This is a genomic window from Alteromonas sp. ABH4_452, assembly GCF_056311825.1.
The window spans coordinates 1,320,659-1,336,618 of sequence record NZ_CM149973.1; the positions used below are offsets into that span (position 1 = coordinate 1,320,659).

The 15,960-nt window shown below is 41.8% G+C and carries 16 protein-coding genes; 5 read left to right on the forward strand and 11 right to left on the reverse strand.

The features are described 5' to 3' along the window. Window positions 1-10 precede the first annotated feature (10 nt). Window positions 11-508 (forward strand): DUF6644 family protein, encoded by a 498-nt coding sequence (locus ACYX4N_RS05645; RefSeq protein ID WP_474854679.1) that lies wholly within the window; start codon window positions 11-13, stop codon window positions 506-508. 74 nt (window positions 509-582) lie between these two features. Here the strand turns inward: ACYX4N_RS05645 and ACYX4N_RS05650 are convergent, their stop codons facing one another. Beyond that, complete coding sequence (locus tag ACYX4N_RS05650) at window positions 583-1,755, reverse strand: AI-2E family transporter (protein ID WP_474854681.1); 1,173 nt, start codon at window positions 1,753-1,755, stop codon at window positions 583-585. A gap of 212 nt (window positions 1,756-1,967) precedes the next feature. Between ACYX4N_RS05650 and ACYX4N_RS05655 the strand changes: the two genes are divergently transcribed. Next, window positions 1,968-3,056, forward strand: a complete 1,089-nt coding sequence (locus ACYX4N_RS05655; RefSeq protein WP_474854683.1) for a Gfo/Idh/MocA family protein — start codon at window positions 1,968-1,970, stop codon at window positions 3,054-3,056. A gap of 127 nt (window positions 3,057-3,183) precedes the next feature. Here the strand turns inward: ACYX4N_RS05655 and ACYX4N_RS05660 are convergent, their stop codons facing one another. From ACYX4N_RS05660 to ACYX4N_RS05695, 8 genes are all read right to left on the reverse strand, one after another. Then, the gene (locus tag ACYX4N_RS05660) at window positions 3,184-4,257 is read right to left on the reverse strand and encodes an ADP-ribosylglycohydrolase family protein (protein WP_474854685.1); all 1,074 of its coding nucleotides are present in this window, start codon (window positions 4,255-4,257) and stop codon (window positions 3,184-3,186) included. Between the two features lie 90 nt (window positions 4,258-4,347). Beyond that, window positions 4,348-5,136: a lipase family protein gene (locus ACYX4N_RS05665; protein ID WP_474854687.1), complete on the reverse strand. Its 789-nt coding sequence runs from the start codon at window positions 5,134-5,136 to the stop codon at window positions 4,348-4,350. A 198-nt stretch (window positions 5,137-5,334) separates the two neighbouring features. After that, window positions 5,335-5,691 (reverse strand): RidA family protein, encoded by a 357-nt coding sequence (locus ACYX4N_RS05670; RefSeq protein WP_474854689.1) that lies wholly within the window; start codon window positions 5,689-5,691, stop codon window positions 5,335-5,337. Window positions 5,692-5,815: 124 nt separating this feature from the next. Continuing rightward, window positions 5,816-7,648, reverse strand: coding sequence for a lipoprotein N-acyltransferase Lnb domain-containing protein (locus tag ACYX4N_RS05675; protein ID WP_476055894.1), 1,833 nt, complete (start codon window positions 7,646-7,648; stop codon window positions 5,816-5,818). Between the two features lie 3 nt (window positions 7,649-7,651). Continuing rightward, on the reverse strand, window positions 7,652-8,008 hold the full coding sequence (locus tag ACYX4N_RS05680) for a hypothetical protein (protein ID WP_039223413.1): 357 nt from the start codon (window positions 8,006-8,008) through the stop codon (window positions 7,652-7,654). 190 nt (window positions 8,009-8,198) lie between these two features. Continuing rightward, window positions 8,199-8,741 carry a redoxin domain-containing protein gene (locus tag ACYX4N_RS05685; protein WP_476055895.1) on the reverse strand — a complete coding sequence of 181 codons (543 nt, stop codon included), beginning with the start codon at window positions 8,739-8,741 and terminating at the stop codon, window positions 8,199-8,201. Window positions 8,742-8,750: 9 nt separating this feature from the next. Beyond that, a complete protein-coding gene (locus tag ACYX4N_RS05690; RefSeq protein WP_474854696.1) occupies window positions 8,751-9,347 on the reverse strand; it encodes an NAD(P)H-dependent oxidoreductase in 597 nt (198 codons plus the stop codon). A 263-nt stretch (window positions 9,348-9,610) separates the two neighbouring features. After that, window positions 9,611-10,519: a LysR family transcriptional regulator gene (locus ACYX4N_RS05695; RefSeq protein ID WP_474854698.1), complete on the reverse strand. Its 909-nt coding sequence runs from the start codon at window positions 10,517-10,519 to the stop codon at window positions 9,611-9,613. 88 nt (window positions 10,520-10,607) lie between these two features. On the opposite strand from ACYX4N_RS05695, the gene ACYX4N_RS05700 reads away from it, so the two are divergent. Beyond that, a complete protein-coding gene (locus tag ACYX4N_RS05700) occupies window positions 10,608-11,624 on the forward strand; it encodes a Gfo/Idh/MocA family protein (protein ID WP_474854699.1) in 1,017 nt (338 codons plus the stop codon). Between the two features lie 338 nt (window positions 11,625-11,962). On the opposite strand, the gene ACYX4N_RS05705 is transcribed toward ACYX4N_RS05700, so the two are convergent. After that, window positions 11,963-12,325 carry a cupin domain-containing protein gene (locus ACYX4N_RS05705; protein ID WP_438823648.1) on the reverse strand — a complete coding sequence of 121 codons (363 nt, stop codon included), beginning with the start codon at window positions 12,323-12,325 and terminating at the stop codon, window positions 11,963-11,965. A gap of 62 nt (window positions 12,326-12,387) precedes the next feature. Further along, a complete protein-coding gene (locus ACYX4N_RS05710; protein ID WP_474854701.1) occupies window positions 12,388-13,002 on the reverse strand; it encodes a LysE family translocator in 615 nt (204 codons plus the stop codon). A gap of 99 nt (window positions 13,003-13,101) precedes the next feature. Here ACYX4N_RS05710 and ACYX4N_RS05715 point away from each other — a divergent pair, with 99 nt between their 5' ends. Together ACYX4N_RS05715 and ACYX4N_RS05720 are read left to right on the forward strand one after the other, a co-directional pair. Next, the gene (locus tag ACYX4N_RS05715; RefSeq protein ID WP_474854703.1) at window positions 13,102-13,983 is read left to right on the forward strand and encodes a LysR family transcriptional regulator; all 882 of its coding nucleotides are present in this window, start codon (window positions 13,102-13,104) and stop codon (window positions 13,981-13,983) included. Between the two features lie 123 nt (window positions 13,984-14,106). Next, complete coding sequence (locus ACYX4N_RS05720; protein ID WP_476055896.1) at window positions 14,107-14,301, forward strand: hypothetical protein; 195 nt, start codon at window positions 14,107-14,109, stop codon at window positions 14,299-14,301. Window positions 14,302-15,960 lie beyond the last annotated feature (1,659 nt).

Here is a 15,960-nt window from a genome sequence, read left to right on the forward strand (position 1 = left end):
GGGCGTAAAAATGAATACTTTTCTATCCACAGTGATCGATACATTACAATCAAGCCAGCTTAATCATTTCGTTATGGACAATGCCGCAGTATTTCCAATATTAGAAATGGCACATTTTTTAGGTTTGAGCATGCTTTTTGGGGCTCTGCTGATCGTAGATTTACGTCTTGTAGGTGTAGCCAAAAAAATTCCGCTAAACAATGTTGAGTTGTTTCTCCGTTTTGCCCTTATCGGTTTTGCTATTAATTTGATTTCGGGTGTCTTATTTGTAGTAGGCGACCCTGGACGATACCTAGTTAACCTTGCTTTCGGGCTTAAGATGCTGGCTATTGGGCTAGCCGGTGTTAATACGATTTACTTTGTAAAAAGAGTAAAACCGCAACTACATAAGACTCACCAGCCACCAACGATAGGCAAAGAAGCAGCGGTAGTGGCTTGGTTATCTATAGCGCTATGGTTGTGCGTTATCGTATTAGGTCGCTTCATTCCTTATTTAGAAACACCTTAAATAAAACTCACTTATTACATCTTTCCATATTTTCATTGCAACGGAAGTCGTATTTTTAGCAAGATAAGAAGGTGTTACTTCGACTCAATAAGCCTTATCCAGTGGTTAAACACCCCTAAGTTTGCCAGTATTATTTTCACACACATTAAGATAGGTACAGCAAGCAACACACCAATTACGCCCCACAACCAACCTGTTATTGCTATCCAAATTATAATAATGAGTGGATTAAGCTGCATACTTCGTCCTAAAACAGCCGGTGTGATCAACTGAGACTCGGTGATATTTAAAATAAGAAAGACCCCCGCGGGTAAAAATACACTACTTGTAAGCCCAAACTGAACTAGCCCCACAACAAGAAGTACAACGCAGCTAGCAACGCCACCTAAATAGGGTACGAAGTTCATTAAAGCGACTAGTGCCCCCCACAATAAGGCATCTTCGATACCAAAGTAATGAAATGCGCCTGCGGTAGCCAGCCCTAAACAAGTATTTATAATACTAATCGTTACTATGTATGAAGAAAGCTCCCGTTGGATTTGATCGACTAACACTAATGCTCGTCTTTTATCCGTAACCACGGGAAAGTCTCTTATGAAAACGTGAAACAGGTTAGGACCGAAAACTAACAAGAAAAAGATTAATACTACACAGCCCAGCATTTGCGCTAGCAAAAAAGGCGCGCTACTAAAAAGCGTTAAACCCATATCAATGCCGGTTTGCTTAATTTTGTCGGTCACTGAATTTGTTTTATCAGACTGAGTCTCCGGAATATCGGGTTCATCCTTGTCGCCAAACCAATCAAAAATCGAAGACTCTCTTTCTTCGGTCTCGGTCTCGGGAGGAGGTGGAGGGGTAGTAAAGGCGTCAATACTGCTACTAATTTCTTCTATCTCTTCCGTTATTTCGGCAGCTATTTTAGGTAGGGAGTGCAGCCAACGTTCGGCGGGCTCAGCGAGCTGTACTGATAACAAAGTAAAGGGGGCTACCAACAGTACAATTAGAGCGCCAGCCGAAATTGTCCGTGGCACATATACCTTTCTAGCAATGGCGACAAGTGGGCTGAGTAGTAAGGCTATAAAAGCTGAAAAGAACAGTGGAATTAGAAGTGATTTCGCTAAATACATGGTGTAAATAAAGGCGAAGATCACCAGGGTGTTCAGCAACTTAGTTTGCTTGGCTATTTTAGGGTACGCACCAGTTAAATTCTTTCGTTGTTGTTCGTTAGTAGAGCCAGCGTTATCCATGTCTTAGCCTTGGGTGAGAAGCGAAATTTGCGCGATTTTTTCGTCAATCTTGAAGAAGAAAGAGTATAAATATTACGAAAATTTCATGTTTAAAGTTCAATTCCTTCAAACTCTAGTCTTCGTATCTTCTTCGACAATATTTGGGTGATCTGTATAGGCAAGTAAAGCACTATTAAAATCAAACATGGATTATTGTCTTATGGAGAGGGCTAATGCCTGGTATTACTCGTCGTCACTTCCTTCAAATAGCGGGTTCAGGTTTACTCGTTGCCCACAGCCCTTATTTACTCGCTCAGACACCTAAGAAGAAACTAGGCGTAGCCTTGCTTGGTTTAGGCAATTACAGCACAAATTTATTAGCGCCAGCGCTACAGCACACCAAGCATTGCGAGCTGCGAGGCATCATCACGGGTAGCGAAGAAAAAATTCCCAAGTGGCAAAGAAAATACGGTATTAAAGACCCCAACGTATATACATACAGCTCAATGGCAGAAATAGCGAATAACGACGATATCGACATTATCTATGTCGTTACCCCCACAGGTACGCATAAAGACTTCGCAGTGCAAGCCGCAAATACGGGGAAACACGTGTGGTGTGAAAAGCCAATGGCCATGGATAGTGAGGAGTGCCAGGCCATCATCAATGCCTGTAGTAAAAATAATGTGACCCTGTCTATTGGTTATCGCATGCAGCACGAACCTAATACCCGCACTTTTCATCAATACCTTGAAACGAAACCCTACGGAGATATAACTGCCGTGTCGAGCTTCGCTGGTTATGCGGGGCAGGGTAGACCAGCTGACAACTGGCGTATGAAAAAGCATATGGGAGGCGGTGCCCTTTATGACATGGGCGTTTATGCAATAAACAGTGCGCGCTTTTTAACGGGGCGAGAGCCCTTGTCTGTTACCGGTAGTCATCCTCCAAAGCGCTTCCCAAACAAGTTTACTGAAGTTGATGAAACTACCTTATTCACCATGGACTTTGGTAACGGGCTGGTGGCGGATTGCGGCACTAGCGTAGTAAAAGGGTTTAACCATTTTAAAGCTGACTGTAAAGACGGTTGGTATCAGCTAAAACCAATGCAGAGCTACAACGGTGTTACGGGTACAACATCTGATGGGAAAACACTGCCACCTATTGACGGTATGCAGCAAACACTTCAAATGGATAACGACGCCCTAGCCATATTAACTGGGCGACAGCCAATGGTACCTGGTAGTGAAGGGCTTGCTGATATTAAGATTGTTAACGCGATATTTGAGGCAGCGAAAACGGGTCAAACGATTACGCTGTAAGATTTTGCCACAAAGTTAACTAGGGTGAAGCGAACATCATTAATTAGTAGCTTACAATGCGCTCAGTTAGACATTCGCTTCGCCCTGAAAGTACACAGCCTTAAACTACAATACTTTTATATCCTAATTATTCCTCGGCGAGCGAATCGATCAGCGAATTTAGCTTTTTCGCATCAGTTAATTCACTAAACCATGGCATTATTTCTGCCCCGTGCATTAAACCTAGTATGGCCCCTAACACAAAACCGCGATGCACGTTGTCACCGCCCACATTAGTGTTTGCTACAAGCGCTCTTTTCGGATTATCTGCGTAGCGGTATGCGAAATACAAAACGGCGGGCCAGGCGTCTGAGATATAACACGCTGGCGAATACATGCGCCCTACAACTTCAATATCGCTTTTGTTTTTTGCCGTAAGGGACGGCAAGTTCAACCCTGCTGAGTTACGCGCAATTTCATCTAAAATGTCTTTGGGTGATTCATCTTGGCGGTGAACCAATTTGTATATCAGCTCTACATAGTAATCACAGACTGAAGCTAACGACTCGTCGGGATGAGTTAAATATAGATGCTTACGACACAGGTGTTTGATGTCATTAAGCGCAGTGTTCTTAGCTGCTTCTACTACCGCTAAAGGTGTTACTGATACAAAAGCCCCTATCGAAGCTGTATCGTGGGTAACCGCTCCACATTTTTCTGCCGGAATGCCTTGTACGAGATTTGCGAAAAAACCTCTGTGATAAGACTCGGCATACGTGTCGGGGTGCTTAGGAACATCGGCGCGCATAAAGCTAATGTATTGGTTTAAAAACTCATCTGCGTCATAGCCTTTAAGCGCGCAGGTTAAAACAATACGGGCACAGTGGGCATTAAGCGTATTTTCACCTGCTTTCATTCCCTGATGGTAATGAACGTTGTCTTTACCCCAGTACTGCCTTTTTCCTTTTAGAATAACCTCACCCACTATCTCTTTTTGGCTAGCTGATGCTTTGTTTGCCCGTCCACCTTGCTGAGTAGAGTGTAGCGACATTATTGAAGAGGGGTGGAACGTTGGAGCATCTTCAAATTGTTCGATACCTAATGGAAAGGCTTTATAAATATCGGCAGGGTTGTAAAACCAGTGCACCGGCATAGCGAGTGCGTCGCCGACAAATGCGTTTTTGAGTGCTGCTCTTGCGCGTTCTACCATTAATGAAGCCATCTTTCCTCTCGCCTGCCAACTAACTCATTGGGATGGGTATGCGTGTATTAACTCATTTAAATTACGCGCAAATGGCCAAAAATGATCGCTTTAATGCTCGTCAAACAAAGACTTGTTGCGGATATATTTTCGCATGTAGTGGTAGGTAATAGGGCGCAACAACCAGCTTTTAAGAGACATTAAAAATCGCCTGTGAGTAGGCGTGTTTTCATAAATTTTATCATCATGCAGCCACAGCATTTTACCCACATGCCAGAAGTAAAAAGGGAAGGGAGGCATAAAGGTAATAACGTCTAGGTCGCAGCAAATGCGATACGTTCGATGGTGTAACAAGTAATGCTTGTACCAAGAGCGGGTGCCAACAGCAGGTTGCCCAAAGGTAACCACTCTTTTTACTGACTTAGGGAACCGTCTTTCGAAATAATCGGCCATGAGCACGGCGACCGCACCACCGGATGAGTGACCGATAAATGAAAACCGTTTGCCTTGTGCACGAAGTGGCTCTAATACTTTTACGAGTAGTTCTCTGAGTGGTAAGGCGTCATCAGAGGTTTTTGTACTTGAGTACATAGGTTGCGCAAGTAATCGGGCAAACCCCCAGTGGACAAAGAAACTTCTATTTAACTGGTGCAATTTATAGGGTATGAAAAACAGGTTAGCAAACCAATCTTTGAAGCCTAAGGAACCTCGGAAAACGATGATGACTTCTTTTTTGTTCTCTACCCACAGGATCCTCACGCTCATTCTGCCGTACTTATCGACAAGATGTCGTTCATGAAAAGGGTCGAGTATTTTTTCGTATTGCGCGTCGGCATCGGGGTAGGCGAGTTGACAGAGGATGGCATATCGTTCGTATTGATAGCGTTTCAATTTCTTCATGAAAACTCGTATCGGAGCAATGTGCGTTTTGAAATAGTGCTTTTGACGGCACTTTCAGAGAACCTTATACGCTATAGGATATTTATTTCAGAGATATTACGGCGAGAAAAATTTGGATAAATTTAGCATGGAAGGGCTCTATGTAATTGCGGTATATCATCAATCATAGAGCCTAGAATCCGTTCTTGCTTTTAATGCTTAGTCTGCAATCTCAGCAGCAACAACTGAGATTTCTACAAGCAGAGCCTCACGCGCCATATCGGCTGTAACACAAGCTCGCGCCGGAGCGTAACCCTCTGGTACCCAGTTGTCCCACACCTCATTCATTTTCGCAAAATCATCCATGGTTTTAAGGTAAATGGTCGCTGAAAGCATATGCTTTCTATCGCTGCCTGCCTGTATAAGCAGACTGTCGACTTTATCTAACATGGTTTGAGTTTGATGAGTAATATCTTGCGTGGCATCTGCGCATACTTGCCCGCATAAGTAGATGACGCCATTGTGCTTCACAATACGACTCATGCGCTGCTTAGTTTCCATTCGTTCAATGTTCATTAATTAAAGCCTTTTAAGAAGTGAGAAGGGTTTGTGCTGAGCGACTTTAATTGGTTTGGTGGGGGACTTCAATTGTTAGGCAGCACCAAATGAAGTAACCCCAATACATCCCACTATGAGTAAATTAAAAACGATAACCCAACATAAAAGCTGCGCTAGATTCATATTCATCGGCAACTTTCTGTATATTCACTTCAAAATCTAACGCGATGTTTTCGAAACCATATTGGTGCAAGCTAAGTGATGCTGCATCGATTGGCTCATCACTTCCATATTGGTTGAAGGTCCTACTTAAGCTAATCGCCAACTTACTATTCAGTTTTGTATATGCATATAGCCCAATAACGGGTTTGGCGTACACAAATGCTTCGTGCTTGTTAGCGCCTGCACCTACTATGATGTCGCTATACACCCCTAAACCTTGCATTACTTCACGTGTTAAGCCTAACCCAAACTCCGATTGCACAATGAGTTTGCGTTTTCGCTCGTCAGTTAGCACGCGGTTTAGCCCTATGTTAAATGATGATGACCAGTTGCTTATATTTTGTGTAACAGGTACCCGCGACACCATTTGGTAAAGCATGGCCTTGTCCATATAGATATCACCTAAGTTGCTTTGTTCTAAACCAACTCTGAACTCAACGTCGGCCAAGATAAGCTCGGTTTCACCAATCATGCTTCTGTTGTCGTCGGCTAGCCTTCTTGCAACAGGAAAGGCTCGAATTGACATAAACGAACGGCTGTCTTGATGAGTGAAGCCGGCAGCAACATATCCTTCTTGCTGGCGAGTGGAAGGAACAGGAAACTCAGACACGTCTAAAGAAAGGTGTTGATATTTAGCATCAAACGCTGCAATTTCAGCGGAGTTCTTTTGATATTGCTGTTCTGAAATTGTTTGAGCTGACCTAAAGTATTGATTAAGCGCCAGTGCGTATTTGGTTTCAACAAACGAAAGTGATAATGAATCTAGCTGAGCGCGAGCTAAATGCGAAGATATGGCAGACGCGCGTTTACTCCCGATACTTTCTTCTAACGTCGTTATTTCCCATTTGTTAGAAGGAACAAATTGGGTTGATGCAACGAGAGAGTTTGCTTGTGCAAATTTAACAACATCAAGAGGGGTCAGCCAGCTTGCAACCTGATTTAGATGAGCAGGACGAGCAATATTTACCAACAACTGAGTAACGGTGGCACAGTTGAATATATGAAAAAAATAAGCGGGGCTCTGCTGTCCCAATTCCCATATGTAGTCTTGTACAAAGTGGCGCTGCTGCTCACTGAAATCTAGCGTGTATCGCCAAATATTTCTTTGCTCTTCATAGAGGTAAAACTGCTCAAATTCTTGGTAAGGAGCAACCTTAAATACGCCTTCTTTTCCTGTCATCAATGTTTCGTACATGATGTGAGGGACGTTTAAAGAGTCTAATTCTGTAAAAAACGTAATACCGTGCTTAACGGGAATGCCTTTATAGTTAGTTCCATCTAGTCGAAGCATAATATGCCCCATCATAGAGCTCGCAGATGTAACATTTTCTGAGGCATAAATTAGTTTGATACTATCGGCCGGAACACTTTCAACAAATTTGCGATATTCTGCGCAGTGCTCGGCAGGGGTAATAGATTCGAATTCTGGTATGTAACGCTTGAGCAGCCGTAAACGAGCAGGGTAGTTGCAAATGTTTTGGGTATTACGCTGAAAAAGGTCTATGGTAGCTTGCGCTTCGGCCAACGGGCTGACGAACGACTTTGATATATAGATAGAGGTGTCGTTAGTAATTGGCTTCCCATTTTTTAGTTGTAACAATAGGTGCCACAACGGGTCGTTAGCTATTTGCTGTAACGTTGCGCTATCAACTTTCGAGTAGCTAGTTTGAGTAACGTCACTGGCCGTGGAATTAGCTGAAAAAATCAAAAAAAAGGAAGCAAGAATGCTTCCTTTTAGAATTCGAGTAAACATATCTTATTTACAAGGTACGCTTACTGAATCTTGGTATTTCCACATTTTGTCTGAGCCGTAATCGGTAGACGAACCGAATACACCGCCACTAATAATGTTGATGAAAAACGCAGATTCGACTTCTTTGTTCAAGTTAACGTCGGTACATTTTGCATCGTCAGCAACTAGCACTTTATCTTTGTTCTCTTTCTTAACAGTAACTACACCAGGAACTGTTTGAGACATGCCATCAACAGTAACTGTAGTCGTTTCACCGCTAGTTGTTGTAACGTTTATTTTGTGTGTTTCTTCGGTAAGAATTGTGGCACAACCTGAGGTAAGAATAAGGCTTGCAGCAGCTAGTCCAATTATTTTTTTCATTATATTTCCCTTTCTGATTTTGAATGTCGAATTTTCGACGAGCGTTAATATAATGTTTGCGCTATAAAAATCAAATAAAGATTGTTTCTAAATTGGTCTGCTGGTGGGAGAGGGCAAATATAAGTAAGCGTATGCGCCAAGATAATGCAGTTAGTGCCAAGTAACCCTGACACTAACTTCATCAGTGCGCTTATTTGTGCATACCGCGAATAGGGTAGTTGTTATCAGGGTTACGAATCCAGCCCAAACCACTTACTAATGTCTCTAACTCAGGTCTAACAAATGGGTTGTTAGAAATATCAGCGACGTGCACATTACCTTCATTGTTCACAACAAACAGCGCGGGCTCAGAAAACGGGTGATCAGTTTCTTGAGGAGATCTTGGATCAGAGATATATACGCCTAATTCTTCCATTTGCTCCACCGTTAAGCCGTACGCAATTGGAAAGTTAATGTCCAACCTAGGCAGGTGACTTTCAAGCTGCGCTTTACCGTCGCCAGACACCGCAATAAGGTCTACGCCAGTTTCGGCAAGATAACCTCTAACACTCTCAAGTTGATTGAGGTATCGAGTGCACAGTGGGCAATGTTGCCCTCGGTAAACCACTATCATTTTCCAATCAAGACCGTTCTCAGGTGTCGCTAACTTTTTAGTGTCGCCATTTAACAGCTTTGCTGAAATATCTGGAAAAGCAGAACCTGCATGTAACTTATTGGTGAATTCAGTACTCATGATAAATCCTTAAAAATGCTTGTTGATGTGGGCTTCAAAACGTTTGAAATCGTTTTCTACATCGGCGTTTTTCATTACGTCAAAGCTAGCGAAAGTTTCCATTGGCTTCATGCCAAAGAACTTAAAGTTCATATGCATTGGAAATAGTAAATCGTCTACAGATTTACCTTCGAAAAACTCTTCGCTGTCGTTAAATGACTCTTCTGGAGCATTGAAGGTTAAAGACATCATATATTTAACGTCGGTAAGGGTACCGCCTGTGCCGTAGTTTTTCTTCGGCGCTTCTTCAACGCGACCATCGCCGGCACATAGGGCTCCACCCATACCTGCAGTGTAGATTTCATCCATATACTTCTTGAAAGACCATGGCACACCCATCCAGTTAATTGGTGCCTGTAGAAGGACAATGTCAGCCCACTGATGATGGGCCAACTGTTCTTCAACGTTGTGCTCTTCGGCCATTGTCACTACACGAGTGTTATAGCCTTTAGCTTCAAGAAGCGTTACTGCTTTATCGACGAAAGATGCGTTTAGCTTGCCTTCCGAGAAAGGGTAATACTGGTGTGCATTAATAATTAGTACATTGCCTGCTTTTGTGGTGGTCATCTCAAAACTCCCAAAAAAAATTGAATAAAGATTATTGCTTATAGGTAGTTTATTTTAGTGACCTTTTAACTTTAAGCAACTAGTAGTGTTTTAGTAACTATGTTTGGGATTAATGGGATATTGTATAAATTGACTTTGAATCAATTGGTTAAGTGATTAAAGAATGTGGGTTGTCGAGCGAAGTTTATTGCAGCCTTCAAGCGCTTACTGCAACGAAGCTTATTTTTTATTGCTTCTAGGCAAACAGTAAATTTTCACTCTATTCAATTAGACAAGACTTGGTGTATTTCATTTCTTAGCCACCTTCTCATTGGATCCTGATGCGTGCGTCCGTGCCATATTTGGCTAATGTTTACCTTTGGTAAGTCAATTGGACACTTATGTATGGTTAATCTGTCGAAAGTGAAAGCATACATTTTAGCGATAGACTCCAAGCACACTAAAATGCAGTTTGTATCTTTTGCAATAAGCGGGGGCGTTAAAAAACTTGAAACGCCAGCAACAACATTTCTGGTTAAGTTTAGATTACGTAGTGCTTTATCTACTATTCCGTCAAGATCTCCGGTTAGTGTAGTGACGATATGCCTAGCGTCTAAAAAAGTGTTTAGGTCTAGTTGCGCTGTTGGGGCAAGCTTTTCGCTGCTACTTAAAACAACGAAAGACTCGTCTCTTAGTTTTTGCTGATAAAAGGTATCAGGTAACTCATTGTAAAAGCCTGCAATAGCTAAATCACATTCGCCTGTTTCCAACTCTTTTTTGGGCACTTTGCCCAAGGTATTGTGGCAGACTATTTTAAGGTTTGGTGCCTTCGTTTCTATTCGCGTTAGCAGATCAGGCAATAACAGTTGCTCAATAAAGTCTGTCGTATATATGTGAACAATATCTTCATTAAGTAAAAAGTTTTGAGATTCGAGTTGATGATATAAGCCTTCGATAGATTGAACGGCTTGCAATACGAGCGGCGCAATTTGTTCAGCTAATGGGGTTATGGTTAAGCCTCTAGCTGCCCTTACGAAAAGCGCGTCATCGAATTCATTCCTTAACTTATTTAGCTTATGGCTAAGTGCAGGCTGGCTAAGAGCCATGCGTTTAGCTGCATTGGATAAGTTCCTCTCTTCAAATAAAACCTTAAATACATAAAGTAAGTTTACGTCTTTGGTTGAGATATTCATAAATTGGATTGGTGTTATTTAACCTATTCATTTCTTGTGATTCTAGTTTGTACTTAAACTTCCCGTCAATTAATCACTGGAGGTAAGTATGAATAAGTTACGTTTAGGTATTGTTGGTTCAGGCATGATAGCGGGTATTATCGCAAATGCAGTAAAGCAGGTAGAAAGTATTGAATTAGCAGCCGTGGCAAGTCGCCGCCCGGTTTCAGCTAAAGCATTTGCTGATGAGCATGGCATTAACCTCGTGTTTGATACATGGCAAGAGATGTTAGCGTCAGACTCGATTGATGCAATTTATGTAGCAACACCAACGGCAAGCAAAGAAGAAATTGCGATTTATGGCGCACAAAACAAAAAGCATTTGCTGGTGGAAAAGCCTTACTCAAGCGCAAAGTCACTAGAAAACATGATAAATGCAGCAAATGTGAATGGTGTTAGCTTTATGGACGCTACGCATTTCACCCATAATCCGCGGACTAAAGTCGTTAATGACATAATGGAGAAGGAAATAGGTGCACCACAAGCGGTTAGAACGTCTTTTTTCTTCCCATTCATGGATAAAACTAACATCCGTTTCGATACCTCAAAAGAGCCGACAGGCGCAGTGGGTGACATGACTTGGTATTCAATGCGGGCCATTGCCGAGTATTTGAAGCCTACGGCACCGCTAAAACAAATTTCTGGCGCAATTGTTAGGGACGAGGAAACCAATGCTGTCATCCGAGGTTCGGGCGTTGCAGTGTTTGAAGATGGCAAATCGTCTACCTTTGACTTTGGCTACAACGTTGGAACGTGCCTGATGGATTTAGATATTCTGGGTCATGAGGGAGTATTTAGCATGTCTGACTATGTACTTGATTGGAAGAATGGTTTTGCATTTGATAACCAAGACCATGTTGTCGGTTTTACTAAGCGCAAAGAAATGCAGCAACCCAGCGAGCATCAATATATTGAAGCAGATTCCTCAGAAGCGCAGTCAGTCTTTATGATGAGAAATTTTGCGGCGCTAACATCGGATGTGGAATCGACCGAAAATGCAAAAGCGCAACACTTGGCCCTATTAACCCAGAGGTTGCTAGACGCATATTGGGATGCAGTGGCATAGAAGATATGGCACCTGAGTCCGAGCTTGATTGGTCCCCATGCGATGAAGCGAAGCTCGGGCGACCCCCCTTGCGTGGCGATTTGCTGAAATTCAGGCACAAAAAAACCGACTCAAAGGTCGGTTTCAGTATCTACTTCTAAAAGAAGAAGATGGTACCAGTGGGCGGGCTTTGATTGGACCGACACTCGGCCGCCACGCTATCGCTAGCAACGGATTTTGAAAGGTTATCGTGTACTTTGTTCTTATAAATCAGTGCCTTAATTCTCTTATAAATAGCTTTGCAAAGCTATTGAGAATAAGTCTCGCTTATCCCCAAAATATACAAGTGGTAGTGGCCGTCAAATCCAAACGTCGTTTTCAGCTCTAAGACCACTATCTGTATCACCAGTATTAACCACGCCTTTGGGCTCAATGAGCATTACGTGACACTCTTTTTCTGCTACAGGCTTATGCTCGACTCCTTTAGAAACTATGTACATTTCCCCTTCATTTAATTCGACACAGCTTCCTCGAAGCTCAATGCGCATAGAGCCGGAGATAACAAAAAATAGCTCATCGGTATCTTTGTGGTCATGCCAAGTAAACTCTCCCTCAAATTTTGCTAGTTTTATTTGATAGTCGTTCAACTCCGAAATAACCCGAGGAGACCAAAAATCATTAAATTTTCCAAATTTATCTTTTAAATTTATTGCGTTAGCCATTATTTTTCCGATATTTACGTTGATTGTTTCTATTAAATAAAAAAGTTACGTTCGATGTCCGATTAATTGCTGGTAAATAACATCACACCAAAGATCACAAGTCCCATTCCGCAAGCTTGATTTATAATGCGACTAAATTGCTGAAAGGTACCGAGAGCCTTGGTGGATGTAACAAGAAATGCCAAAAAGCAAAACCAAATAATGTGTAGTAACGTGATGTACAGACCATATATCAATACAAACATAAAGTTGTTCTCACTTTCCGGTGACACCAGTTGACTAAACACACTGAGAAAAAATAACATTGTTTTAGGGTTTAATGCGTTACACAAAAAGCCTTGTGCAAAACATTTCTTAGCACTGCTATCAACCGTCTTTTTATTCTTAATGTCAATGGTAAGTTTCGAGTTAAACAATCCTGAGAGACCAAGATAGATCAGATACGCTGAGCCTGCGTATTTAACTAAACCAAAAATAGCCTCGTTATGTGATAAAAAGTGACTAATTCCGAATGTTGAGTAGCTAACGTGAATACAAATGCCAAGGCCAATGCCTATTCCAGTCATTAATCCTGCCTTCCTTCCACTACATAGGCTATTTTTTAATACTAATATGAAGTCTGGCCCTGGGCTTACAACGATTAATAGGCCTAAAGCTGCATAGCTGATTATTTCCATTTCTACTCTCTTTACTCCTCTAGCTTACCGTCATTGTAATGACTAAAGAGCGAGTTATAATCGAAATAAACGCTTAGTTAGTGTGAGAAAAAATCACAGATGAGACACCTTAAAGCCTTTCATGTTTTTCATATTGCAGCAGAATCTACCAGTTATAGTGAAGCGGCAGATAAGCTGTATATAACTCACGGAGCAGTAAGTAAACAGATAAAACTGTTAGAAATGTATCTTTCTAAGACATTGTTTTATAAAAATGGTCGGGGAATGAATCTTACTCAGGACGGGGAGTTGCTTAAGCGATATACCAATGTAGCTTTTGATGCGTTAAATACTGGCATCAGTAAGCTAAAAGAAACAACAAATGATTATCTTGAGGTTTCCTGTGAACCAACATTAACTATGCGTTGGCTTATGCCAAGGCTTTCAAATTTCTATCAAAGCTCTGAGATTGATATCCGGCTGTCTACAGCGGGCGGCCCCGTTGTTTTAAGTGAGGCGGGGTTGGCAATGGCAATCCGCCGAGATGACTTTGATATACCTTCTGACTACGCGAAACACAATTTGGTTGAAGAATGGGTTGGCCCGGTAATGTCTCCTCAGTATTGGAACATGATCCAGAACAATCATGCGAGTATTACTTTGCTTCATAGTAAAACGCGTCCAGATGCTTGGGATGATTGGATCGCGGTATCACATCATGCTCTTCACCTGAATAAGTCTAACCAATCGTTTGATCACTTTTACTTCTGTCTACAGGCTGCGGTTGATGGTCTGGGAGCAGCAATCGGCTCACTTCCGTTAGTTGCTGACGACCTTAAAGCTGGGAGGCTTATTGCTCCATTTGGTTTTTGCCCGTCAGGGCATAATTACTTACTAATACGACATTCACAAAACCTGAAAGCAAAAGAGGAGCGGTTTCAGCAATGGTTGGGAGCTGAGCTTTCGAATTGTACTCCTGATAAGTTCGAGTTATGCATTTAATCTAAATTACAGGTGCTTATGATGTATATCGCATATTTTCGACCTTGGGGATTGCAGAATAAGAGTGATGAGTCGTTGTGCCATGCCGGTTACTAGACGGGATAGTGTTATCAACAGGGTAAAATGAATGCTAATCCTTTTATTTATGGGCGAGAGCCGACTCAAAGTGCGGTTTCAGTATCTGCTTGTAAAGAAGAAGATGGCATCGGTGAACGGGCTTGGATAGACCGATACTCGGCGACACGTTTGCGTGGCGATTTGCTGAACTTCAGACACAAAAAAACCGACTCAAAAGTCGGTTTCAGTATCTGCTTCTAAAAGAAGAAGATGGTACCAGTGGGCGGGCTTTGATTTGACCGACACTCGGCCGACACGTTTGCGTGGCGATTTGCTGAAATTCAGACACAAAAAAACCGACTGAAAAGTTGGTTTAATGTTTGGTACCAGTGGGCGGACTTGAACCGCCACGCTATCGCTAGCAGCGGATTTTGAAAAGTTAGTGTTTGAAATAATTATTTCAAATCAGTAAGTTAAATTGTAATAATGACGCTTTGCAAATTCTTTGCATGACTAACAGCTTTTCGCAAAGAAAATGCTTATAGCCACTTTACCCGATTCTCCCTCCCCCAGTCCATGAAGCCCCAAACAAAGGTGATGAGGTTTAGGTGGAATCCCTTTCTATCAGACTCAGATAAACGGCGTGTTTTGGTTTTAAATTCCATGCCATAACAAATAAATTGATGTTTATTGAAGACGCTATGATTACTGATGCAGCACACATTCGATTAGAGTAAATGACGTTTTTTATCAACGGATTCATATGTGCGCAGAAATCAGTTCAATAAACAGAGGCGTAGCTATGATTTCTTTGGAAAATCCATTTGTATTTTCATCGGTGCTTTCACGTTTTTCTATTAGTCCGACTTGCCATGCAAAGTCGAACCAGAAATGAAAAATATACTGGGAGGGCAATTCTATCTTTGAAAGCTCTGACAACGGATATGCTTGATCTGGGAAAGCCTGCCCATAAAGTGCCTGGTATTCTCGGTAATGTCGCCATTCAGTGCCAAGATGACGAAGCATATATAATGAGATTTCCCAGCGGGCAGGCTTTGACTGGTCGCCGCGCGAGGGGGCTGGTTAGATTTCTGTATTCCCTGTTCTTGAATAGCTGACTACTAAGGTTTTTGCCGGATTTTGACTTGGCCTCTTGTAATCATCCGAAGTTACCCAATGGGTCTGAGTTTTGTAGTAGTGATAGCCTGCTATGACTGCCGCTGCACTACAAATAACTAGAATAATCATCCACTTTGACATATTGACGACCTTTAATTTCAACTGTTTTTTTGTGCCGTATGTTGGTAGCTGGAGCAGTGATAAATGTAGCTACTTACAAAAAAGACAGCAAAGTTTTGATCTTACTGCCTTTTGAGTATGGGGAAAGTTCTCATACAACTGACAATGCAGTCCTATTTAGTTTCCAAAGCGGCTCAAATTTTTCACTTAGCAATTAATAAACATTATTAAACTCCTTATTGCTTCTAGTGTCAGTCCCAAGTTTATCAACGATTCGAACGAAGCACTTTTCACGATCATGAAGTCAAGTTATTGATTCTTTGTCATTAAAGTAAACGTTTACTTTTTGGTTTTTTGCTCGTGTGGTTGTTTTTAATTTTTCTTCTATGTAGAGATATAGCAGTTAGGCGGCACCATAGATGTTAAAGTACACTTTTTTGTTTACTTGGTATTTACAATTTTTGCTGTATGGTTTAACTTTACGTAAACGATTACTCTTTTGGCTTCGAATTTTAGTTTTCAGACAGTAGAATTAGGACACACGAGGTAACACAATGAACATGCACATAAAAACAATTAAACCTCTTGCTCTTGCGGTCTCATTTGCATTGGCAGGACAAGTAATCGCTCAGACAGATGAGCAGCAGGTAGACTCTCCTGAAGCAGAAAAGTCAACGTTTG